This is a genomic window from Pseudomonas sp. H2_A10, from assembly GCF_054680085.1.
In genome coordinates this window covers 5,342,646-5,364,096 of record NZ_CP162821.1, presented here as the reverse complement: position 1 = coordinate 5,364,096, position 21,451 = coordinate 5,342,646, and the positions used below count along the sequence as shown (strand labels likewise).

Below are 21,451 nucleotides of genomic sequence, written 5' to 3'. Positions count from 1 at the left end.
TTCAGGACAACAGCGTTGCGGGATCTTGGTAAAAGATCCCACACTACAAAAAAACAAAGCCTACAGGAGCGACCAGCGTGAGCCGCCTTTTACTCAATTGCGACATCGGCGAGAGCTTTGGCAACTGGACCATGGGTCTGGACGCCGAAGTCATGCCGTTCATCGATTGCGCCAACGTGGCGTGCGGCTTCCACGCTGGTGACCCGAGCATCATGCGCAAGACCGTCAGCCTGGCACTCAAGCATGGCGTCCAAGTCGGCGCGCACCCGGCGTATCAAGACCTGCAAGGCTTCGGTCGGCGCTCCATGCAGTACACACCCCAGGAAATCCAGGACCTGTTGCACTATCAGATCGGCGCGCTTGACGGTATTTGCCGGGCGCAGGGTGGTCGGGTCAGCTACGTAAAACCCCACGGCGCGATGTACAACGACATGATGGCCAACCCCGTGCAGTTGCGCGCGGTGATCCAGGCCGTCGCCGCCTATGGCGAGTTGCCGCTGATGCTGCTGGCCACCCGTGACAACAGCGCCGCCCAAGCCTTGGGCGACGAGTACGGCGTGACCCTGTGGTTCGAAGCGTTCGCTGACCGCGCCTATCACAACAACGGCCAGTTGGTGTCCCGGCAGTTGCCGGGCGCGGTGCATCACGATTCCGACACCATCGTGCAACAGGCCCTGACCCTCTCCCGTGGCCAACCGCTCACCGCCAGTGACGGCAGCCCCTTGGTCTTGCAGGCCAACACCTTGTGCGTACACGGCGACAATGCCAGTTCCGTCGCGGCGGTGAAGCGTATCCGCGAGGCGTTGAAGCCAGCATGAAGCCACGCATTGAAGTGGTAGCCATCGACTGCCTGATGGTGCGTCTGTTTAACGTGATCGCCGAAGCCAACATGCCGTGGATGCTCGCCGCCACCCAGCGCCTGCGCAGCGGGTTCGGCGCGGCGCTGGTGGATCTGGTGCCGTCGTACACCACCTTGATGGTGCATTACGACCTCACCGCGTTGAACCCGGCCCAGGCACGCGAACTGATCGACCAGGCCCTGACCGACCTGCAAGCCCAGGCCCAGGGCAGCGGCCAGTGCCATGTGCTGCCGGTGTGGTACGACCTGAGCGTCGGCCCTGAGCTGAGCTTGCTCAGCCAACGCAGCGGCCTGGCGGTAAGCGAGGTAGTCCGTCGCCACAGCGCTCACCAATACCAGGTGTTCGCCCTCGGTTTCGCTCCCGGTTTCGCCTTTATGGGCCTGGTGGACGAGATCCTCGCCGCGCCGCGCCTCAACACCCCGCGCAAGCGCGTGGCCGCCGGCAGCGTTGGGATTGCCGAACGGCAGACCGCGGCATACCCGGTGGTCTCCCCCGGTGGCTGGAACCTGATCGGCCGCACCCCGGCCAAACTGTTCGACCGCGAGCGTGACGGTTATAGCCTGATGCAACCCGGTGACACGGTGCGTTTTGAACCCGTCGAGCGTGCCGAATTCATCAACTTGGGTGGCGATGACACACCGTTGGAGGCGCAACCATGAGCCGCTTGATCATCGAGAGCCAGCACGCCGTTGTGCCTGCTGCAGGACGCCGGCCGCTTTGGCGTGCGCCACCTGGGCGTGACCCAGGGCGGCGCGTTGGATTGGGTGTCGATGTCCTGGGCCAACTGGCTGCTGGGCAATGCATTGGATGCGCCGGTGGTGGAAATCACCTTGGGCGGGTTTATCGTGCAGGCCGAGGATTATTGCCTGCTGGCCCTGGCCGGAGCGGATCTGGGCGCGTATATCGACGAGCGCGCCATCAGCCCTGGACGCAGTTTTATCCTGCAAAAGGGCCAGCGTCTGCGCTTTACCCAGCCATTCAGCGGCGCGCGGGCATACCTGGCGGCGCCGGGTGGGTTCCAGGCGCCGGCTGTGCTGGGCAGTTGCGCCACGGTAGTGCGCGAGGAGTTGGGCGGCCTGGACGGTTTTGGCAAAGCCTTGGGCGAAGGCGGGCGGTTGGCTTATTCGGGCACAGGCGGGGCGATGAAAATGCTCAGCGAGCCCGCCTTGCCCGCTAAAGCAGCGCTGCAGGTGATCGTCGGCGCGCAAATTGGCCAGTTCAGTGGGCAAAGCCTGTTTGATGCGTTCAACACCGACTGGGCCTTGGACAGCCGCGCCGACCGCATGGGCTTGCGCTTGCTGGGTACGCCATTGCAGTACCAGGGGCCGTCGTTGATTTCCGAAGGGATCCCGCTTGGCGCGATCCAGGTACCGCCCGATGGGCAGCCGATTGTGTTGCTCAATGATCGGCAAACCATTGGCGGGTACCCGCGTCTGGGCGCGTTGACGCCTTTATCGCTGGCGCGACTGGCGCAATGTTTGCCGGGGGAAAAGGTGAGGTTGGCGCCGGTGGTGCAGGAGACGGCGCATCGGCAGCACATCGAATTTCTGCAGCGGCTGAGCACCGCCTGAAAAACACCGAGGTCCAAATGTGGGAGGGGGGCTCCCTCCCACATTGGATTACCTGAATTATCTGGATGTGTGGTTACTTGGAGAGAAACCGCATCCCTTCCTCAAGCCCGCGCAGCGTCAGCGGGTACATCTGGTCCTCCACCAACTCGCGCACAATCCCCGTCGAGGCCGTAAAGTCCCAGGTGTCTTTCGGATACGGATTAATCCAGATCAGCTTCTTGTACTTGGCCATGAAGCGCTGCATCCACACATACCCCGGCTCTTCGTTCCAGTGCTCGACGCTGCCGCCGGCCTGGGTGATTTCGTACGGCGCCATCGACGCATCGCCGATAAAGATCACTTTGTAATCGGCACCGTACTTGTGCAGCAGGTCTTGGGTGGAGGTGCGCTCCGAGGTGCGGCGCAGGTTGTTTTTCCACACGGATTCGTACACGAAATTGTGGAAGTAGAAATATTCCAGGTGCTTGAACTCGGTCTTGCACGCCGAGAACAGCTCTTCGCAGATCTTCACGTGGGCGTCCATCGAGCCGCCGATGTCGAACAGCAGCAACAGCTTGATGGTGTTGCGCCGCTCCGGGCGCATCTGGATATTCAGCAGGCCGGCATCGCGGGCGGTGTGGTCGATGGTGCCGTCGATATCCAATTCGTCCGCCGCGCCTTGGCGGGCGAATTTACGCAGGCGGCGCAGGGCGATCTTGATATTGCGCGTGCCCAGTTCAACCTGGTCGTCGAGGTTTTTGTACTCGCGCTGGTCCCAGACCTTCACCGCCTTGCCCTGACGCTTGCCGGCGTCGCCGACGCGAATGCCTTCGGGGTTGTAGCCGCCTGAACCAAAGGGGCTGGTGCCGCCGGTGCCGATCCATTTGTTGCCACCGGCGTGGCGTTCCTTCTGTTCTTCCAGGCGTTTCTTGAATTCTTCGATCAGCTTGTCGAGGCCACCGAGGGATTGGATCTGTGCCCGTTCCTCATCGCTGAGCGAACGTTCGAACTCCTTGCGCAGCCAGTCTTCGGGAATCAGCGCCTGCAGGTGGTCGTCGAGCTTTTCCAGGCCGTTGAAGTAGGCCCCGAAAGCCCGGTCGAACTTGTCGAAATGCCGCTCGTCCTTGACCAGGATCGCCCGGGCCAGGTAGTAGAACTCGTCCATGTCGGCGAAGGTCACGCGCTGCTTGAGCGCGTTGATCAGGTCGAGCAGCTCGCGCACCGACACCGGCACCTTGGCGGCGCGCATCTCGTTGAACAGGTTGAGCAACATCAGCGGTTACCGCGACGGCTCATGAACGCCAGACGCTCCAGCAATTGCACGTCTTGCTCGTTCTTGACCAGGGCACCGGCCAGCGGCGGGATGGCCTTGGTCGGGTCGCGCTCGCGCAGCACCGCTTCGCCAATGTTGTCGGCCATCAGCAATTTGAGCCAATCGACCAGTTCGGAGGTGGACGGCTTTTTCTTCAGGCCCGGTACCTTGCGCACGTCGAAGAACACGTCCAGCGCTTCGCTGACCAGGTCTTTCTTGATGTCCGGGTAGTGCACGTCGACGATCTTTTGCAACGTGGTGCGGTCGGGGAAGGCGATGTAGTGGAAGAAGCAGCGGCGCAGGAACGCGTCCGGCAGCTCTTTTTCGTTGTTGGAGGTGATGATGATGATCGGGCGTTTCTTGGCCTTGATGGTCTCGTCGATTTCGTAGACGTAGAACTCCATCTTGTCGAGTTCTTGCAACAGGTCGTTGGGGAATTCGATGTCGGCCTTGTCGATTTCGTCGATCAGCAGGATCACCCGCTCGTCGGACTCGAAGGCCTCCCAGAGCTTGCCCTTCTTCAGGTAGTTGCGCACGTCGTGCACCTTGTCCACGCCCAGTTGCGAGTCGCGCAGGCGGCTGACCGCGTCGTACTCATACAGGCCCTGATGCGCCTTGGTGGTGGACTTGATGTGCCAGGTGATCAACGTGGCGCCGAAAGACTCGGCCAGCTGCTCGGCGAGCATGGTCTTGCCGGTGCCCGGTTCGCCCTTGACCAGCAACGGACGCTCCAGGGTAATGGCGGCGTTGACGGCCAGTTTCAGGTCATCGGTAGCCACATAGGCCTGGGTGCCTTCGAACTTCATCGGTGTTTCCTCGAATTCATCAATGCCCGGACTATACCGCGCAGCCCCGGCGACTGTGAACGCAGACGGGTTATTCAGTCTCTGAATGGCCGGTCAGCTTTACATCAATCCGCTGACGGCTTGGGTTGTTCATAGCGTGCGTTGAAGGCCTGGATAAAACCGTTGCGCAGGATCGCCAAAAATGCGGAGAAGGCGCTGATATCTTGCTGATGCACGCTGCCGCTGAGTTCGACGCGGGTGGCGAACTGGTTTTTGCGCTGGTTTTTCAACACGGTCTCGCTGGCGCCCACAACGGCCTCCCAGATCGAGCGGAAGATATTTTTGTCTTTGTTTTCCACATCCTGCTGCCAGTCAAATACCTCTACATCGCGCATCAGCGGCTTGATGTAGCCGGTCAATTGGCCTTTGTCGGCCTGGGCTTCGATGACCACGTCCCCGGTGCCCGCCCTGAAATCGAACTTGCCGTAGGCCGAGGCAAAGTCATTCATGCGCTTGAGCTGCAAGTTTTTGGCGCGAAAGCGGAATTCGAAGTCTTCGAAATTGCTCAGCGGGTCGAAGGTGGCGCTGGCCTCCAGCGGTGCCTGGCCTTGCAGCAGGGCTTTGCCGTCGAAGCGTGCGTCGCGCTTGCCTTTGAGGTCGACCACGTTGGTCAAGTTGTAGAAGCTGGCGTTGACCTCGGTAGCGTTGATGTTCACCGGCGGTTGGGAGTTGAAGTTATGGAACGCGACCTTGCCATTCTGGATGCGCACCTCATCCAGAGTGATCGGCAACAGTTTGCCCAGTTGCTCGCGCCAGTCGGTGCCCTTACCGGTCTGGGACGCCTGCTTGTTGGCGCCGCCGTCGACAAAATTAACTTGCGGGTCGATAAACAGCACGGTGGCCACCACCGCATGGTCGTACCACAAGGAGTGCCAGCTCACTGCCAGGTCGATCAGCGGTGCCTTGACGAACGGTACCGGCACCTTGCCGTCGACCTTGACGATCTGCAGCCCGTTGATCTTGTAGGCGCCTCGCCACAGGGCCAGGTCCACATCGGTGATCTGGCCACGGTAGTCGCCCATGTCCGCAAGCTTGTCATTCAAGTAATTGCGCACCAGGTAGGGCAGGGCGATAGTCAAGGCAACCAGAACCACCACCAGCCCGGCGATGGTCAGGAGCGGCCAACTGTAGCGACGTTTCATGGGAAGGGTCCTCTGTTCCATATAGGGGATGGACTGTTGCGATGGGCGCAACGTTCCTCCGACTGGACGCCTTGGAAGACGAGGCATACCCTTGTTGCCTTCCTGAAATTGCCCAATAGGACCCGTCATGAGCCGCATTTTTGCTGACAACGCGCATTCGATCGGTAACACGCCCCTGGTTCAGATCAACCGCATCGCCCCGCGTGGCGTGACCATCCTGGCCAAGATCGAAGGACGTAACCCGGGTTATTCGGTGAAGTGCCGCATCGGCGCCAATATGATCTGGGACGCGGAAAGCAGTGGCCGACTCAAGCCCGGCATGACCATCGTCGAACCCACCTCGGGCAATACCGGCATCGGCCTGGCGTTCGTCGCCGCCGCGCGTGGCTACAAGCTGCTGCTGACCATGCCGGCATCCATGAGCATCGAGCGCCGCAAGGTGCTCAAGGCCCTCGGCGCCGAACTGGTGCTGACCGAGCCGGCCAAAGGGATGAAGGGCGCCATCGAGAAAGCTGCTGAAATCGTGGCTGGCGACCCGGCTACCTACTTTATGCCCGGCCAGTTCGAAAACCCGGCGAACCCTGCGATCCATGAAAAAACCACCGGCCCGGAAATCTGGAATGACACCGACGGCGCGGTAGACGTGCTGGTGGCCGGCGTGGGCACTGGCGGTACCATCACGGGCGTGTCGCGCTACATCAAGAACACCGCCGGCAAGCCGATTCTGTCGGTGGCCGTGGAGCCGATCGTGTCGCCGGTGATCACCCAGGCCCTGGCCGGTCAGGAGATCAAGCCGAGCCCGCACAAGATCCAGGGGATCGGCGCCGGTTTCGTGCCGAAAAACCTCGACCTGTCGATGGTTGACCGCGTGGAGCTGGTGAGTGACGACGAGTCCAAGGCCATGGCCCTGCGCCTGATGCAGGAGGAGGGGATTCTGTGCGGTATTTCCTGCGGCGCGGCGATGGCGGTGGCGGTGCGACTGGCCGAGAAGCCGGAAATGCAGGGCAAGACCATCGTGGTGATTCTGCCGGATTCGGGTGAGCGCTACCTGTCGAGCATGCTGTTCAGCGATTTGTTTACCGAGCAGGAAAACCAGGCTTGATTTGGGTCAGCGCCGATAGCCAGGGCCTTCTGCATACTGGCCCAACTGTTTATCATGGCCAGCTGCTATGTCTGCTGTTGGCTAGGCGCTTATTTTCAGGAGTTGCTGCATGACCGTTTCGTTGGCCGCCAAGTTGTCGGTGTTGCTGTTGTTTATCGGCAGCACGCTGTATGTGCACCTGCGCGGTAAGGCCCGTTTGCCGATGTTGCGCCAGTTCGTCAACCATTCGGCGCTGTTCGCCCCGTACAACGCCTTGATGTACCTGTTCTCGGCGGTGCCCTCCAAACCCTATCTGGACCGCAGCAAGTTCCCTGAACTGGATGTGCTCAAGGACAACTGGGAAGTGATTCGCGAGGAGGCCATGCACCTGTTTGACGAGGGTTACATCCGCGCCGCCGAAAAGAACAACGACGCCGGTTTCGGTTCGTTCTTCAAGAAGGGTTGGAAGCGTTTCTACCTCAAGTGGTATGACAAGCCGCTGCCATCCGCCGAGGCGCTGTGCCCTAAAACCGTGGCACTGGTGAGCAGCATTCCCAACGTCAAGGGCGCCATGTTCGCGCTGTTGCCGGGCGGCAGCCACCTCAACCCGCACCGCGATCCGTTTGCCGGTTCCCTGCGTTATCACCTGGGGCTGTCCACGCCCAATTCCGACGACTGCCGCATCTTCGTCGACGGCCAGATTTATGCCTGGCGCGACGGCGAAGATGTGATGTTCGACGAAACCTACGTGCACTGGGTGAAGAACGAAACCGAGCAGACCCGCGTGATCCTGTTCTGCGATATCGAACGCCCGCTGAGCAACCGCCTGATGACCCGCGTCAATCGCTGGGTCAGCAAGCAACTGGGGCGTGCCACCGCGCCGCAGAACCTGGATGACGAGCGTGTCGGTGGGATCAACCAGGCCTATGCCTGGAGCAAGACCTTCAGCGATAAGTTCAGCGGCCAGGTCAAACAGTGGAAGCGCAAGCATCCCAAGGCTTACCGCATTGCGCGGCCGGTGTTGGCGGTGGTTGTCCTCGTACTGCTGTGGAAGTGGTTGTTCGGCTGAGCCGAAGCGTTAAACGCGGTCAAAATGTGGGAGGGGGCTTGCTCCCGATAGCGGGGGTTCAGTCACTGATGTATTGACTGACAGACCGCCATCGGGGGCAAGCCCCCTCCCACATTGGTTTGCGTCGTTCTTCAAGAGGCGATCAACTGGCGCAGCACGTAGTGCAAAATCCCGCCTGACTTGAAGTACTCCACTTCATTGAGCGTGTCGATCCGGCACAGCACCTCGACCTTCTCGCTGCTGCCATCCTCCCGCGTAACCACCAGCGTCAGGTTCATGCGCGGCACGATCTCCACGTCCGTCAGGCCGAGGATGTCGATCTTCTCTTTGCCGGTCAGCTTGAGTGTCTTGCGGTTCTGGTCCAGCTTGAACTGCAACGGCAGCACCCCCATGCCCACCAGGTTGGAGCGGTGAATGCGCTCGAAGCTTTCGGCAATCACCGCCTTGACCCCCAGCAGGTTGGTACCCTTGGCCGCCCAGTCGCGGCTTGAGCCAGTGCCGTATTCTTGCCCGGCGATCACCACCAGCGGCGTGCCCGAGGCCTGGTATTTCATCGAAGCGTCGTAGATCGGCATTTTCTCGCCGGTGGGGATATACAGCGTGTTGCCGCCTTCCTCGCCGCCGAGCATTTCGTTACGAATACGGATATTGGCGAAGGTGCCCCGCATCATCACTTCATGGTTGCCCCGGCGTGAGCCGTAGGAGTTGAAGTCACGCGGTTCCACGCCTTGCTCGCGCAGGTAGCGGCCGGCGGGGCTGTCGGTCTTGATGTTGCCGGCGGGCGAGATATGGTCGGTGGTGACCGAGTCCCCCAGCAGGGCCAGCACGTTGGCGCCTTTGACGTCCGCGATCACCGGCAACGGGCCGGCGATGTTGTCGAAGAACGGCGGGTGCTGAATGTAAGTGGAATCCGGCTGCCATACGTAGGTTGCGGCCTGCGGAACTTCAATGGCCTGCCACTGCGCGTCGCCGGCAAATACCTCGGCATATTCCTTGTGGAACATGCCGGTGCTGACCTGCGCCACGGCGTCGGCGATCTCCTGGCTGCTTGGCCAGATGTCCTTGAGGTACACCGGTTTGCCGTTTTTATCGTTACCCAGCGGCTCGCTGCTGATATCGATGCGCACGGTGCCGGCCAGGGCATAAGCGACCACCAGCGGCGGCGAGGCCAGCCAGTTGGTTTTTACCAGGGGGTGCACGCGGCCTTCGAAGTTGCGGTTGCCGGACAGCACCGAGGCGACGCTGAGGTCGGCTTTCTGGATGGCTTTTTCGATCGGTTCGGGCAACGGGCCGGAGTTGCCGATACAGGTGGTGCAGCCGTAGCCCACCAGATCGAAGCCGAGGGCGTCCAGGTATTGCGTGAGCCCGGCGGCCTTGTAGTAGTCGGTGACCACTTTGGAACCGGGCGCCAGGGAGCTTTTGACCCAGGGTTTGCGGGCCAGGCCTTTTTCCACGGCTTTTTTGGCGACCAGCCCGGCGGCCATCATCACGCTGGGGTTGGAAGTGTTGGTGCACGACGTAATTGCGGCAATCACCACCGCGCCGTTTTTCAGGCGATAGGTGCTGCCTTCATATTCATAATCGGCTTCGCCCACCAGGTCGGCATTGCCTACGGCCACACCGCCGCCGCCTTCGCTTTCCAGGCGGCCTTCTTCCTTGCTGGTGGGTTTGAATTGCAGGTCGAGAAAGTCACTGAAGGCCTGGCCGACATGGGGCAGGGCCACGCGGTCTTGCGGGCGTTTCGGCCCGGCCAGGCTGGCTTCGACGCTGCCCATGTCCAGGGCCAGGCTGTCGGTGAAGACGGGTTCCTGACCGGCATGGCGCCACAGGCCCTGAGCCTTGGTGTAGGCCTCCACCAGTTTCACGGTTTCGGCCGGGCGGCCGGACAGGCGCAGATAGTCGAGAGTGACCTCATCCACCGGGAAGAAACCGCACGTGGCGCCGTATTCCGGAGCCATGTTGGCGATGGTCGCGCGATCCGCCAGGGGCAGGTCGGCCAGGCCGTCACCGTAGAACTCGACGAATTTACCCACCACGCCCTTTTTACGCAGCATCTGGGTCACGGTCAGCACCAGGTCGGTGGCGGTGATGCCTTCTTTCAATTTGCCGGTGAGCTTGAAGCCGATCACTTCCGGGATCAGCATCGACACCGGCTGGCCGAGCATCGCCGCTTCCGCCTCGATACCGCCGACGCCCCAGCCGAGTACGCCGAGGCCGTTGATCATGGTGGTGTGCGAGTCGGTGCCTACCAGGGTGTCGGGGAAGGCATAGGTGCGGCCGTCTTCGTCTTTGGTCCAGACGGTGCGGCCCAGATATTCGAGGTTGACCTGATGGCAGATACCGGTGCCGGGCGGCACCACGCTGAAGTTGTCAAAGGCGCTCTGGCCCCAGCGCAGGAAGGCGTAGCGTTCGCCGTTGCGCTGCATTTCGATGTCGACGTTTTGCTCGAAGGCGTCGGCGTTGCCGAACTTGTCGACCATCACCGAGTGGTCGATCACCAGGTCCACCGGCGACAGCGGGTTGATGCGCTGCGGGTCGCCCCCGGCCTTGGCCACGGCGGCGCGCATGGCGGCCAGGTCGACCACGGCGGGCACGCCGGTGAAGTCTTGCATCAGCACGCGGGCGGGGCGGTATTGGATCTCGCGGTCGGACTGGCGCTCTTTGAGCCAGGCGGCAATGGCCTTGAGGTCGGCGCCGGTGACGGTCTTGTTGTCTTCCCAGCGCAGCAGGTTTTCCAGCAGCACCTTGAGCGACATTGGCAACTGGTCCAGGTCGCCCAGGCTCTTGGCGGCTTCGGGCAGGCTGAAGTAGTGGTAGGTTTTGCTGTCTATTTGCAGGGTCTTAAGGGTTCTCAGGCTATCAAGCGATGACATGACGCAACTCCTTATGGTCCGCACGGCTACGGACCTGACGGGACGAACAGAGCTTTAAAACTAGCTCTGTTTTGATTAGCAGGCTAATAACTGGACTCTATCGCTGAGTCCAAGGTTCCGAACTCGGCTATCATGCGCGCGTTTTCATGACAGGCATGGCGATAGCGCAACGCCGGTTGATTCACCAGGAGATGCAATGAACACCCTTTTTATGCACTGCCGCCCGGGGTTTGAAGGCGAAGTCTGTTCCGAGATCGCGGAACACGCCGCGCGCTTGAACGTGTCCGGCTACGCCAAGGCCAAGACTGGCAGCGCCTGCGCCGAATTCGTCTGCACCGAAGAGGACGGCGCCCAGCGCCTGATGCACGGCCAACGTTTTGCCGAGCTGATCTTCCCCCGGCAGTGGGCGCGCGGGGTGTTCATCGACCTGCCGGAAACCGACCGCATCAGCGTCATCCTCACCCACCTGCAAAGCTTCCCAGTCTGCGGCAGCCTGTGGCTGGAGATGGTCGACACCAACGATGGCAAGGAGCTGTCGAATTTCTGCAAAAAGTTCGAAGTGCACCTGCGCAAAGCCTTGTTGAATGCCGGCAAGCTGGTGGAAGACCCGAGCAAGCCGCGCCTGTTGCTGACGTTCAAGAGTGGCCGCGAAGTGTTCATGGGCCTGGCCGAGTCGAACAACTCGGCGATGTGGCCGATGGGCATTCCCCGCCTGAAGTTTCCGCGTGAAGCGCCGAGCCGCTCGACGCTCAAGCTGGAAGAGGCCTGGCACCACTTTATCCCCCGCGACCAGTGGGACGAGCGCTTGCATGGCGACATGACCGGCGTCGACCTCGGTGCCGCACCGGGCGGCTGGACGTGGCAATTGGTCAACCGTGGCATGCTGGTGACGGCCATCGACAACGGCCCCATGGCTGAAAGCCTGATGGACACCGGCCTGGTACAACACCTGATGGCCGACGGCTTTACCTTCGTGCCCAAGCAACCGGTGGACTGGATGGTGTGTGACATCGTCGAGAAACCCGCGCGCAACGCCGCGCTGCTGGAAACCTGGATCGGCGAGGGGCATTGTCGCGAAGCGGTGGTGAACCTGAAGTTGCCGATGAAACAGCGTTATGCCGAAGTGAAGCGCCTGCTGGAGCGCATCGAAGACGGCTTCAAGGCGCGCGGCATTCGCGTGGAAATCGGCTGCAAGCAGCTGTACCACGACCGCGAGGAAGTGACGTGCCACCTGCGTCGGCTGGTGGATGTGAAGAAAACCAAGGCCCGCTGAACTGAGCGCCGGTTTCAGGAGTAGACAATGAGCGATATTTTCAACACCGCCGTTGATGGCACCCTCGACGCAACGGGCCTCAATTGCCCGGAGCCGGTGATGATGCTGCACCAGCACATCCGCGACCTGCCGGCTGGCGGTTTGCTCAAGGTGATCGCGACCGACCCGTCGACCCGTCGCGATATCCCCAAGTTCTGCGTGTTCCTTGACCACGAGTTGGTGGGTCAGCAGGAACAGGCCGGTACCTACCTGTATTGGATCCGCAAGAAGGCCGATTAACCCCGCGCCTTGTCGGCCCGGATGCGCCGGCGTGCGCTGCGCGCCAGGCGCACCAGCAGCATCCCCGCCGCGCAACTCAGGCCCACGATCAGCCCCTGCCATAACCCGCTCGGGCCGCTGGGTTCGCCGAGCCAATCGGTCAGCCCCAGGGCATAGCCCACCGGCAGCCCCACGCCCCAATAGGCAAACAAGGTCAGCACCATGGTCACCCGAGTGTCCTGGTAGCCGCGCAAGGCGCCGGCGGCGGTGACCTGGATCGAGTCCGAGAACTGAAACAACGCGGAAAACACGATCAGCGTCGACGCCAGGTGGATCACTATCGGGTCCGGCGTATAGATGGCCGCGATCTGCTCGCGAAACACCAACATCAGGCTGCACGACAGGCAGGCATACGCCAGCGCGGTGCCCATGCCGACCCCAGCGGCGAAGCGAGCTTCACGCGCCTCGCCACGCCCCAGGGCCTGGCCGACGCGCACGGTGACCGCCATGCTCAGGGAGTAGGGGATCATGAACACCAGCGAACTGACGTTCAGCGCGATCTGATGCCCCGACACCACCGTGGCGCCCAGGCTGCCGAGCAGCAGGGCGATCACGGCAAAGATGCTCGATTCGGCAAAGATCGCCACGCCAATCGGCAGGCCAATCCCCAATACGCGTTTGATCACCGCCCATTGCGGCCAGTCGAAGCGTTTGAACAATTCGCTGCTCTGGTACGCCGCTCCCCAGCGCGTCCAGACGGCCATGCCGAGCATCATCACCCACATCGCAATGGCCGTGGCCCAGCCGCAGCCCACGCCGCCCATGGCCGGCACGCCAAAGTGGCCGTAGATGAAGATGTAGTTCAGTGGAATATTCAGCGCCAGGCCGACCAGCCCCATCACCATGCTGGGCCGGGTGCGGCCCAGGCCGTCGCTGAAGCAGCGCAGCACGTAATACAGCGCCACCGCCGGCATGCCGGCCGCAATGCCATGCAGATAGCCCATGGACGGTTCGATCAGGTCGGCTTCGACCTTCATCGCCTGCAGGATCGGTTCGGCACACAGCAGCAGCAAGGCGCCGATGGCCCCCACGACCACCGCCAACCACAATGACTGACGTACCAGCGGGCCGATTTCACTAAAGTGACCTGCGCCGTAGCGCTGGGCGACTTTCGGCGTGGTGGCCAGCAGGGTGCCCGTCATCAGCAGGTACACCGGGATCCAGATCGAGTTGCCCAGGCCCACCGCCGCCAGATCCTGAGGGCTGACCCGCCCGGCCATCACCGCGTCGACGAAACTCATGGCGGTGGTGGCCAGTTGGCCGATCATGATCGGCAGGGCGAGTGTCAGCAGGTCGCGCACTTCCCGGCGGATGCGGGCGGGGCGGGTGAGTGGGGCGATGGCAGTGTTCACGTACAGGTGTCCGATAGAAGGGGCGCAAGGACGGCGGATTCTACGCTTTGACGCAACGGTCAGGAAAAAACCTGTGTTAGCGATTTGTAAGCACTCCCAAGATCAGTGCCCCTCCCACATTGGATCTTCGCAAGCCTGTACACTGCCGGTCCGCCAAAGGAGCCTGCCATGCTGATTGTTGCCGACGAAAATATCCCGCTACTCGATGCATTTTTCCAAGGGTTTGGCGAGATTCGCCGGGTACCCGGCCGCTCCATGGATCGCGCCAGCGTCGAGCAGGCCGATGTGTTGCTGGTGCGTTCGGTGACCAACGTCAACCGTGCGCTGCTGGAGGGTTCCAAGGTGCGCTTTGTGGGAACTTGCACCATCGGCACCGACCACTTGGACCTGGACTACTTCAAGCAGGCCGGTATCCAGTGGGCCAGTGCCCCTGGCTGCAATGCCCGTGGGGTGGTGGACTACGTGCTGGGCAGCCTGCAGACCCTGGCCGAGATCGAAGGCGCCGACCTCGCCACGCGCACCTATGGCATCGTCGGTGCCGGTGAAGTGGGCGGGCGCCTGGTCAAGGTGCTCAAGGGCCTGGGCTGGAATGTGCTGGTGTGTGACCCGCCACGGCAGAGCGCCGAAGGTGGCGAGTATGTGAGCCTGGCGCAGGTCATCGAACAGTGCGATGTGATCAGCCTGCACACGCCGCTGATCAAGTCCGGTAACGGCGCCACCTGGCATTTGCTTGATCGCCAACGCCTTGAACAGCTCAAGCCCGGCACCTGGCTGATCAACGCCAGCCGTGGCGCGGTGGTGGACAACGCCGCGCTGCGCGAGGTGTTGCTGGAACGCGAAGACCTGCAAGCGGTGCTGGACGTGTGGGAGGGCGAGCCCGAGGTGGACGTCGACCTCGCCGACCTGTGCGTGTTGGCCACGCCGCATATCGCCGGTTACAGCCTTGAAGGCCGGCAGCGCGGCACGGCGCAGATTTATCAGGCGTTCTGCGCGCACCTGGGCCAGGCGCCAGGCATTCTACTGAATGACCTGCTGCCGCCCCTGTGGCTGGCCGAGGTGCACTTGAATGCGGCAACCGACCCGGCGTGGGCGTTGGCGACCTTGTGCCGCAGTGTCTACGACCCGCGCCGCGACGATGCGGATTTTCGTCGCAGCCTTGTAGGAACAGTGCAAGAACAGCGCACGGCGTTTGACCTGCTGCGCAAGCACTACCCCGCACGCCGTGAGATCGAGGGGTTGAAGGTGCGGATCAACGGCGAATCCGCCGCGCTGTCGCAGATCGTCTCGGCCTTGGGCGCTGAACTGATCTGACGCGCATAAAAAACCCGGCCATCTAGGCCGGGTCTGAAAGAGCGTGGGCGCTTCAGCCTTGCTGGGCAGGTTTGACCAGGCGCTGTTCCAGCTCGCTGCAGGCTTGCTGGATCATTTCTTCGGTAATCTGCACTTCGCGGCCCTTGGCGTCGATGTACGAGCAAGGCAGTTGCTGCGGTTGGCGGATGACTTCAATTTTGGCATCGCTGCTGTGTTGCAAGGTCATGGCCTGTCTCCTCATCAGGTTGTGTACCTACTCTAAAACCCTCGCGTGACCACGCTGTTACAACTCCTTGGCGGGTCGGCGGTTCGAACGCTCAGTCCACCAGAAACGGCGGCCAATTGCCAGCCAGGCATTAGACCAATAGCCTCTAGCGGCCCGCATCGGTTGGCATAATTAACCTGACTCATTGTTATTTGCCAGAGTTCCCCCAATGTTGAGGGGTAGGTTCCTCATCGGTGATGCCTTCTATGTTCTCTACCCGTCAACGCCGCGCGATTCGCCTGGCCAGCCGCTTTATCGCGCCCTACCGCTGGCAGGCGCTGGGTGCCTTGCTGGCGCTGATCGTCACCGCCGGCATCACCTTGTCCATGGGCCAAGGCATTCGCCTGCTGGTGGACCAAGGGTTCATGACCCAGTCGCCGCACTTGCTCAACCAATCTATCGGCCTGTTCATGGTGCTGGTGCTGGGCCTGGCGGTGGGCACCTTTGCGCGGTTTTACCTGGTGTCTTGGATCGGCGAGCGGGTGGTGGCGGACATTCGGCGCCAGGTGTTCAACCACCTGATCTACCTGCACCCCGGTTTCTACGAGAACAACCGCAGCTCGGAAATCCAGTCGCGGTTGACCACCGACACCACGTTGCTGCAATCGGTGATCGGCTCATCGCTGTCCCTGTTCTTGCGCAATGCCTTGATGGTGATCGGCGGCATTGTGCTGTTGTTTGTGACCAACCCCAAGCTCACCAGCATCGTGGTGGTGGCGCTGCCGCTGGTGCTGGCGCCGATTCTGATTTTCGGCCGGCGTGTGCGCAGCCTGTCGCGCCTGAGCCAGGACCGTATTGCCGATGTGGGCAGCTACGTGGCCGAAACCCTCGGCCAGATCAAGACCGTGCAAGCCTATAACCACCAAGTGCAGGACGAGCAGCGCTTTGCCGTGACGGTGGAAGAGGCGTTCGCCACCGCGCGCAAGCGCATTGCGCAACGCGCCTGGCTGATCACATTGGTGATCATGCTGGTGCTCGGCGCCGTGGGTGTGATGCTGTGGGTGGGCGGTATGGACGTGATCAGCGGGCGCATTTCCGGCGGCGAGCTGGCGGCGTTTGTGTTCTACAGCCTGATCGTCGGCAGCGCCGTCGGTACGTTGAGTGAAGTGCTGGGCGAGTTGCAGCGCGCGGCCGGCGCAGCCGAGCGCATCGGTGAACTGCTGCAGTCCAGCAACGACATCCAGGCACCCGCCACCGCCGCCGTGAAATTGCCGCAGCGGGTCAGCGGCCGCATGGAATTGCAGGACCTGCGGTTTTCCTACCCTTCAAGGCCTGACAGTTACGCCGTCGATGGCCTGAGCCTGACCATCAACCCCGGCGAAACCCTGGCGCTGGTCGGCCCGTCCGGCGCCGGCAAATCGACGATCTTCGACCTGCTGCTGCGCTTCTACGACCCCCAGCAGGGGCGCATCCTGCTCGAAGGCCAGCCGCTGACCGCACTCGACCCCATGGACCTGCGCCGCCACTTCGCCCTGGTGTCGCAGAGCCCGGCGTTGTTTTTTGGCAGCGTCGAAGAAAACATCCGCTACGGCAACCCAGGCGCCACCCGCGAGCAGGTGGAAGCCGCCGCGCGCATCGCCCACGCCCACGATTTCATCCTGCAAATGCCTAACGGTTACCAGACCCATCTGGGCGATGGCGGCATGGGCCTTTCCGGCGGCCAGCGCCAACGCCTGGCCATCGCCCGCGCCTTGCTGGTGGATGCGCCGATCCTGCTGCTGGACGAAGCCACCAGCGCCCTGGATGCACAGAGTGAGCACTTGATCCAACAAGCCCTGCCGCAATTGATGCAGGGACGTACCACCCTGGTCATCGCCCATCGCCTGGCCACCGTGAAAAATGCAGACCGGATTGCCGTGATGGACCAGGGCAAGCTGGTGGCGGTGGGCACGCATCAGCAGTTGATCGCGAGCAATCCGCTGTATGCGCGGTTGGCGGCGTTGCAGTTCAGTGGTGGCGAGCGCTAACGAGCCTCACAGTTCAGACATTACAAATAACCAAATGTGGGAGGGGTTTCGTTCTGCCAAGGGTGCCTTACTGGTCGTCAAAGTACCGCTCATGCCAATCCACCAACGGCTGTGGCGAGTTGAGCTTCTGCCCGTAGATCACCGAATAAGACAGCACGTTCTGCACATACTGGCGGGTTTCGTCGAATGGAATGCTTTCCACCCACACGTCGAAACTCAGGTGGTCCGCACCGCGCAGCCACTGGCGCACGCGGCCGGGGCCGGCATTGTAGGCGGCGGAGGCGAGCACGCGGTTGCCGTTGAACTGGCTGTGCACCTGGCTCAGGTAGGCAGCGCCGAGCTGGATGTTTTTATCCGGGTCCAGCACTTGGGCCGGGGAGGCCAGCGGGATGCTGAACTTGCGTGCGGTGTCCTTGGCGGTGCCGGGCATCAGTTGCATCAGCCCGCTGGCGCCGACGCCGGAGCGGGCGTCGTCCATGAAGGCGCTTTCCTGGCGGGTGATAGCAAACACCCAGCTTGAATGCAGGCCACGGACTTTGGCTTCGCGCACCAGGGTATCGCGGTGGGTCATTGGGAAGCGGATGTCCAAGTCGTCCCAGTATTGCGCCTGGCTGATGGTGCGGATGGCCGGGAAATACCACTTCATGTCATAGGCCAGCTTGGCCTGGGCGACCATTTCGTCACGGTTGAAGTGGCGGCTGACGTGGTACCACTCGCGGCGGCCATCGACCACCTGGCCACGCGCGTAAAACTCCAGGGCGCGGCGTACGCCAGGGGTATTGCGCACTTTGTTGATCAGCGCCTGGCTCATCACCAGTGGCTTGTTGTTCAACTGGTAAGGGGCCTTGGAGCGGTCCGCGGCGAGGAAACCGTAGAAGTCCCGCTCGCGTGACAGGTTCTTGTACAGCACCAGGGCTTGCGGGTTTTTCGGTTCGGCCAGTTCCAGGCTGCGGGCCTGCCAGTAGCGCCAGCGGTTGGTGGTGGCGAGGTCTTGTGGGAGTTTGCGGGTCAACTGGTAGGCATCTTCCCAGCGGGCCAGGCGCAGCAGCAGGCGCAGGCGCCATTCGGAGACGGTGTTGTCGCGCAGTTCCGGGTCGTACTTGGTCATCACGTCAAGGGCGCGCGGGTCGAAGCGTTTGGCCAGGGTCAGGCCGATTTCGCGGGCGATCGACACTTTTTCGTCACGGGAGAAGTGCATGCTGCTGGCGTAGCCGTCGAGCAGGGCCATGGCCTTGTCCGGGTCCTGGCGTGCCAGGCGGCGCAAGCCCAGGCCGACGGCATCCGACATCGCCTCGGTGGCCGGCAGGAAGCGCGATGGGTCGCTGAGCATGTCGGGCTTCTGCGCCACGTCCACCATCAGGCGGCCTTGGGCACCCAGGGTGGGCAAGGTTTTCACCAGGCTATTGGCCAGCGCGTAGTTGCGCGCTTCGGCGGCGAGCTTGGCGCGGTCCCAGATCTTCTGTTCGGTGAGCTGGCCGTCCGCCGCCCATTGGCCGAAGGTGGCATCGCAGGCGGCAGGCTGGGATTTACCGGTCATCCACAGCTTTTCAGCGGTCTTGTAGCCTTCGGCCTTCAGGTTGTGGGTGAGTTGGTATTGGCCGTGCAGGCAGTCCAGTTCGACGAAATTGAGCTTGGAGTCGTAGTACTTTTCAAAGGTCTGCCAGTCGCCCCGTTCCGCCAGCCAGCGCAACCAGCGCAGTTTCATCCAGTTGGCCTGGGGTAGGTCGCCATTTTTGGCAAGGAACTGTTCGATTTCCGGGTTGCTCGCGGTTTTCAGGCGGGCGGTCAGTTCGTCGTAGGCCAGGTAGGGGGTCAGCGGGTAGTCGGCCAGGGCCTGGCTGTATTGCATGTACGGGCCGCTGTCGCCCTTGGCGAGGGCGCGTTTGGCTTCATCGTAATATTGACGTTGGGTGGTGAGGTCCACGGCCTGGGCGGATTGAACGGCGGTGGCGGAAAGAAGCAGACAAGATAAAAAGTTGAAAAGGCGACTGCGCATGAGACGTCCGTGCAGAGAAATCACGACTAGCACCGGCACCGCCGACACTGATTGCCCCTAGCTTAGCCTTTTGCCAGCGACCGGCGAAAGCTTTGCCGGGCGGTTCATTCAAGTTCATCGGAAATGTCCTACAGAACGTGTCGACAGAGAAAATGCGGGCCGCATCCCACCCTCAACTCAGGTAGAATGCGCGCCCAGTTTTTGGAGAAGCGTATGACCCTGCTCAAATTCAGCGATGTGTCCCTTGCTTTCGGCGCTATGCCGTTGTTGGACAAGGTGTCCTGGCAGATCGCCCGTGGTGAGCGGGTGTGCATCATCGGCCGCAACGGCACCGGCAAGTCCAGCATGATGAAGCTGGTAAAAGGCGACCAGAAGCCCGATGACGGTTCTGTGTGGCGCGCGCCGGGCCTCAAGATTGGCGAATTGCCCCAGGAATTACCGGTGGCCGACGGACGGACAGTGTTCGACGTGGTTGCCGAAGGCCTGGACGGCGTGGGCGAGTTGCTCGCGCAATACCACCACCTGGCGCAGAACTGCGTCACCGAAGAAGACCTGGACAAGCTGATGCATGTTCAGCAGGACCTCGAGGCCCGTGACGGCTGGCGCCTGCAGCAACTGGTCGACAGCACCCTGAGCCGCCTGCAATTGCCGGCCGACAAGACCCTCGCCCAATTGTCCGGCGGCTGGCGTCGTCGCGTGCTGCTGGCCCAGGCGCTGGTGTCCGAGCCGGACCTGCTGCTGCTCGACGAACCGACCAACCACCTGGACATCGGGGCCATCGCCTGGCTGGAAGAAGCCCTCAAGGATTTCCAGGGCGCCGTGCTGTTCATCACGCACGACCGTTCCTTCCTGCAGAACCTGGCCACGCGCATCCTTGAACTGGACCGCGGCGGCCTGATCGACTGGAACGGCGACTACGCCAGCTTCCTGGTACACAAGGAAGCCGCGCTGGCCGCCGAAGAAACCGCCAACGCGCTGTTCGACAAGAAACTGGCCCAGGAAGAAGTCTGGATCCGCCAGGGCATCAAGGCCCGCCGCACCCGTAACGAAGGCCGCGTACGTGCGCTGAAAGCCTTGCGCGTTGAGCGCAGCGAACGTCGCGAGCGCACCGGCAAGGCCAATATCCAGCTGGATACCGCCGACAAGTCGGGCAAGCAGGTGATGGTGCTGGAGAACGTCAGCTTCCACCACCCGGACGGCCCGTTCCTGATCAAGGACTTCTCCATGGTCCTGCAGCGCGGCGACCGTATCGGCCTGTTGGGCGCCAACGGTACCGGCAAGACCACCTTGCTCAAGTTGATGCTCAGTGGCTTGCAACCGACCAGCGGCACCGTGGAGGAAGGTACGCGCATCGACGTGGCCTACTTCGACCAGTTGCGTCATCAACTGGACCTGGAAAAAACCGTGATCGATAACGTGGCCGAGGGTCGCGACTTCATCGATATCGACGGCCAGAGCCGCCACGTGTTGAGTTACCTGGGCGACTTCCTGTTCAGCCCGCAGCGTGCACGTACGCCGGTCAAGGCCTTGTCCGGTGGCGAGCGTGCGCGTTTGCTGCTGGCCAAGCTGTTCAGCAAACCGGCAAACCTGCTGGTGCTCGACGAACCGACCAACGACCTCGATGTGGAAACCCTCGAACTGCTGGAAGAAGTGCTGTTGACCTTCAACGGTACCGTGCTGATGGTCAGTCACGACCGGGCATTCCTCGATAACGTGGTTACCAGCACGCTGGTCTTCGAAGGTGAAGGCAAGGTGCGCGAGTACGTCGGTGGTTACCAGGACTGGCTGCGCCAGGGTGGCTCGCCGCGTTTGCTGGGCGTGACTGAAAGTAAGTCGGGCAAAGCCGACCTGACGTCGGCCGTGGTCGCCCCTGTGGCAGCTGCGCCGGTTCCGGAGGCAGCGCCGACGGCCAATAAGAAGAAGCTCAGCTATAAGCTGCAGCGCGAACTGGAAGCCTTGCCGGGCGATATCGACGCCAAGGAACAGCAGATCGCCGCCGTAGAAGCAGAAATGGCTGACGCGGGTTTCTACCAGCGCCCTGCGGCGGAAACCGCCAAGGTCATCGCTTCCCTGGAGACGCTGAACCAGGAGCTGGAAGTGTTGGTGGAGCGTTGGGCTGAGTTGGATGGCTGAGTGATGGCGGTCTGATAAAAAGCCCGGCGCTCGTTTGATTGAGCGTCGGGCTTTTTTATATGAAATGCAGTTCAAATGTGGGAGGAAGCCCCCTCCCACGTTGG

16 protein-coding genes and 1 pseudogene are annotated in these 21,451 nt (G+C 62.0%); 10 read left to right on the top strand and 7 right to left on the bottom strand.

Features of this window, described 5'->3' with window-relative positions:
* Positions 1-77 precede the first annotated feature (77 nt).
* The 3 genes and pseudogenes from AB4O23_RS24890 to AB4O23_RS24880 all read left to right on the top strand — a co-directional run bounded on the left by AB4O23_RS24890 (position 78) and on the right by AB4O23_RS24880 (position 2,431).
* Positions 78-818, top strand: coding sequence for a 5-oxoprolinase subunit PxpA (locus AB4O23_RS24890; protein WP_017526676.1), 741 nt, complete (start codon positions 78-80; stop codon positions 816-818).
* On the top strand, positions 815-1,519 hold the full coding sequence (locus AB4O23_RS24885) for a 5-oxoprolinase subunit B family protein (RefSeq protein WP_065877060.1): 705 nt from the start codon (positions 815-817) through the stop codon (positions 1,517-1,519). Before AB4O23_RS24890 ends, AB4O23_RS24885 begins: the two co-directional genes overlap by 4 nt.
* A pseudogene (locus AB4O23_RS24880) lies at positions 1,516-2,431 on the top strand (5-oxoprolinase subunit C family protein). Before AB4O23_RS24885 ends, AB4O23_RS24880 begins: the two are co-directional and overlap by 4 nt.
* A gap of 73 nt (positions 2,432-2,504) precedes the next feature.
* On the opposite strand, the gene AB4O23_RS24875 reads toward AB4O23_RS24880, so the two are convergent.
* The 3 genes from AB4O23_RS24875 to AB4O23_RS24865 all read right to left on the bottom strand — a co-directional run bounded on the left by AB4O23_RS24875 (position 2,505) and on the right by AB4O23_RS24865 (position 5,709).
* Positions 2,505-3,683, bottom strand: coding sequence for a vWA domain-containing protein (locus tag AB4O23_RS24875; protein WP_017526673.1), 1,179 nt, complete (start codon positions 3,681-3,683; stop codon positions 2,505-2,507).
* The gene (locus AB4O23_RS24870; protein ID WP_017526672.1) at positions 3,683-4,528 is read right to left on the bottom strand and encodes an AAA family ATPase; all 846 of its coding nucleotides are present in this window, start codon (positions 4,526-4,528) and stop codon (positions 3,683-3,685) included. Before AB4O23_RS24870 ends, AB4O23_RS24875 begins: the two co-directional genes overlap by 1 nt.
* Before the next feature lie 104 nt (positions 4,529-4,632).
* Complete coding sequence (locus AB4O23_RS24865; RefSeq protein WP_017526671.1) at positions 4,633-5,709, bottom strand: DUF748 domain-containing protein; 1,077 nt, start codon at positions 5,707-5,709, stop codon at positions 4,633-4,635.
* A 127-nt stretch (positions 5,710-5,836) separates the two neighbouring features.
* Here AB4O23_RS24865 and cysK point away from each other — a divergent pair, with 127 nt between their 5' ends.
* Positions 5,837-6,811 (top strand): cysteine synthase A, encoded by a 975-nt coding sequence (cysK, locus tag AB4O23_RS24860; RefSeq protein ID WP_065877057.1) that lies wholly within the window; start codon positions 5,837-5,839, stop codon positions 6,809-6,811.
* Between the two features lie 109 nt (positions 6,812-6,920).
* The gene (locus AB4O23_RS24855) at positions 6,921-7,859 is read left to right on the top strand and encodes an aspartyl/asparaginyl beta-hydroxylase domain-containing protein (protein WP_017526669.1); all 939 of its coding nucleotides are present in this window, start codon (positions 6,921-6,923) and stop codon (positions 7,857-7,859) included.
* 131 nt (positions 7,860-7,990) lie between these two features.
* Here AB4O23_RS24855 and acnA read toward each other — a convergent pair whose 3' ends face one another.
* Entirely contained in the window at positions 7,991-10,732 is a 2,742-nt protein-coding gene (acnA, locus tag AB4O23_RS24850) for an aconitate hydratase AcnA (protein WP_460061069.1), read from the bottom strand.
* A 196-nt stretch (positions 10,733-10,928) separates the two neighbouring features.
* Here acnA and rlmM point away from each other — a divergent pair, with 196 nt between their 5' ends.
* Together rlmM and tusA are read left to right on the top strand one after the other, a co-directional pair.
* Positions 10,929-12,005, top strand: a complete 1,077-nt coding sequence (gene rlmM / locus AB4O23_RS24845) for a 23S rRNA (cytidine(2498)-2'-O)-methyltransferase RlmM (protein WP_065877055.1) — start codon at positions 10,929-10,931, stop codon at positions 12,003-12,005.
* A 27-nt stretch (positions 12,006-12,032) separates the two neighbouring features.
* Positions 12,033-12,284: a sulfurtransferase TusA gene (gene tusA, locus AB4O23_RS24840; RefSeq protein ID WP_065877054.1), complete on the top strand. Its 252-nt coding sequence runs from the start codon at positions 12,033-12,035 to the stop codon at positions 12,282-12,284.
* On the opposite strand, the gene AB4O23_RS24835 is transcribed toward tusA, so the two are convergent.
* A complete protein-coding gene (locus tag AB4O23_RS24835) occupies positions 12,281-13,675 on the bottom strand; it encodes an MATE family efflux transporter (RefSeq protein WP_068934951.1) in 1,395 nt (464 codons plus the stop codon). The two genes, tusA and AB4O23_RS24835, sit on opposite strands and share 4 nt — an antisense overlap.
* Positions 13,676-13,843: 168 nt before the next feature.
* Here AB4O23_RS24835 and pdxB point away from each other — a divergent pair, with 168 nt between their 5' ends.
* The gene (gene pdxB / locus AB4O23_RS24830; RefSeq protein ID WP_135196702.1) at positions 13,844-14,986 is read left to right on the top strand and encodes a 4-phosphoerythronate dehydrogenase PdxB; all 1,143 of its coding nucleotides are present in this window, start codon (positions 13,844-13,846) and stop codon (positions 14,984-14,986) included.
* A 52-nt stretch (positions 14,987-15,038) separates the two neighbouring features.
* Here the strand turns inward: pdxB and AB4O23_RS24825 are convergent, their stop codons facing one another.
* Entirely contained in the window at positions 15,039-15,212 is a 174-nt protein-coding gene (locus AB4O23_RS24825; protein WP_017526663.1) for a PA1571 family protein, read from the bottom strand.
* Between the two features lie 236 nt (positions 15,213-15,448).
* Between AB4O23_RS24825 and AB4O23_RS24820 the strand changes: the two genes are divergently transcribed.
* Positions 15,449-17,218, top strand: coding sequence for an ABC transporter transmembrane domain-containing protein (locus tag AB4O23_RS24820; protein WP_161979889.1), 1,770 nt, complete (start codon positions 15,449-15,451; stop codon positions 17,216-17,218).
* Positions 17,219-17,285: 67 nt separating this feature from the next.
* Here AB4O23_RS24820 and AB4O23_RS24815 read toward each other — a convergent pair whose 3' ends face one another.
* Positions 17,286-19,214 carry a transglycosylase SLT domain-containing protein gene (locus AB4O23_RS24815; RefSeq protein WP_460150300.1) on the bottom strand — a complete coding sequence of 643 codons (1,929 nt, stop codon included), beginning with the start codon at positions 19,212-19,214 and terminating at the stop codon, positions 17,286-17,288.
* A 213-nt stretch (positions 19,215-19,427) separates the two neighbouring features.
* Between AB4O23_RS24815 and AB4O23_RS24810 the strand changes: the two genes are divergently transcribed.
* The gene (locus AB4O23_RS24810) at positions 19,428-21,347 is read left to right on the top strand and encodes an ATP-binding cassette domain-containing protein (RefSeq protein WP_017526660.1); all 1,920 of its coding nucleotides are present in this window, start codon (positions 19,428-19,430) and stop codon (positions 21,345-21,347) included.
* Positions 21,348-21,451 lie beyond the last annotated feature (104 nt).

Bases quoted from the DNA above. Each gene is read 5' to 3' on its own strand.
- AB4O23_RS24885 (WP_065877060.1), top strand. From the start codon at position 815: ATGAAGCCACGCATTGAAGTGGTAGCCATCGACTGCCTGATGGTGCGT.
- AB4O23_RS24875 (WP_017526673.1), bottom strand. From the start codon at position 3,683: ATGTTGCTCAACCTGTTCAACGAGATGCGCGCCGCCAAGGTGCCGGTG.
- AB4O23_RS24870 (WP_017526672.1), bottom strand. From the start codon at position 4,528: ATGAAGTTCGAAGGCACCCAGGCCTATGTGGCTACCGATGACCTGAAA.
- AB4O23_RS24865 (WP_017526671.1), bottom strand. From the start codon at position 5,709: ATGAAACGTCGCTACAGTTGGCCGCTCCTGACCATCGCCGGGCTGGTG.
- cysK (WP_065877057.1), top strand. From the start codon at position 5,837: ATGAGCCGCATTTTTGCTGACAACGCGCATTCGATCGGTAACACGCCC.
- AB4O23_RS24855 (WP_017526669.1), top strand. From the start codon at position 6,921: ATGACCGTTTCGTTGGCCGCCAAGTTGTCGGTGTTGCTGTTGTTTATC.
- acnA (WP_460061069.1), bottom strand. From the start codon at position 10,732: ATGTCATCGCTTGATAGCCTGAGAACCCTTAAGACCCTGCAAATAGAC.
- rlmM (WP_065877055.1), top strand. From the start codon at position 10,929: ATGAACACCCTTTTTATGCACTGCCGCCCGGGGTTTGAAGGCGAAGTC.
- tusA (WP_065877054.1), top strand. From the start codon at position 12,033: ATGAGCGATATTTTCAACACCGCCGTTGATGGCACCCTCGACGCAACG.
- pdxB (WP_135196702.1), top strand. From the start codon at position 13,844: ATGCTGATTGTTGCCGACGAAAATATCCCGCTACTCGATGCATTTTTC.
- AB4O23_RS24825 (WP_017526663.1), bottom strand. From the start codon at position 15,212: ATGACCTTGCAACACAGCAGCGATGCCAAAATTGAAGTCATCCGCCAA.
- AB4O23_RS24820 (WP_161979889.1), top strand. From the start codon at position 15,449: ATGCCTTCTATGTTCTCTACCCGTCAACGCCGCGCGATTCGCCTGGCC.
- AB4O23_RS24815 (WP_460150300.1), bottom strand. From the start codon at position 19,214: ATGCGCAGTCGCCTTTTCAACTTTTTATCTTGTCTGCTTCTTTCCGCC.
- AB4O23_RS24810 (WP_017526660.1), top strand. From the start codon at position 19,428: ATGACCCTGCTCAAATTCAGCGATGTGTCCCTTGCTTTCGGCGCTATG.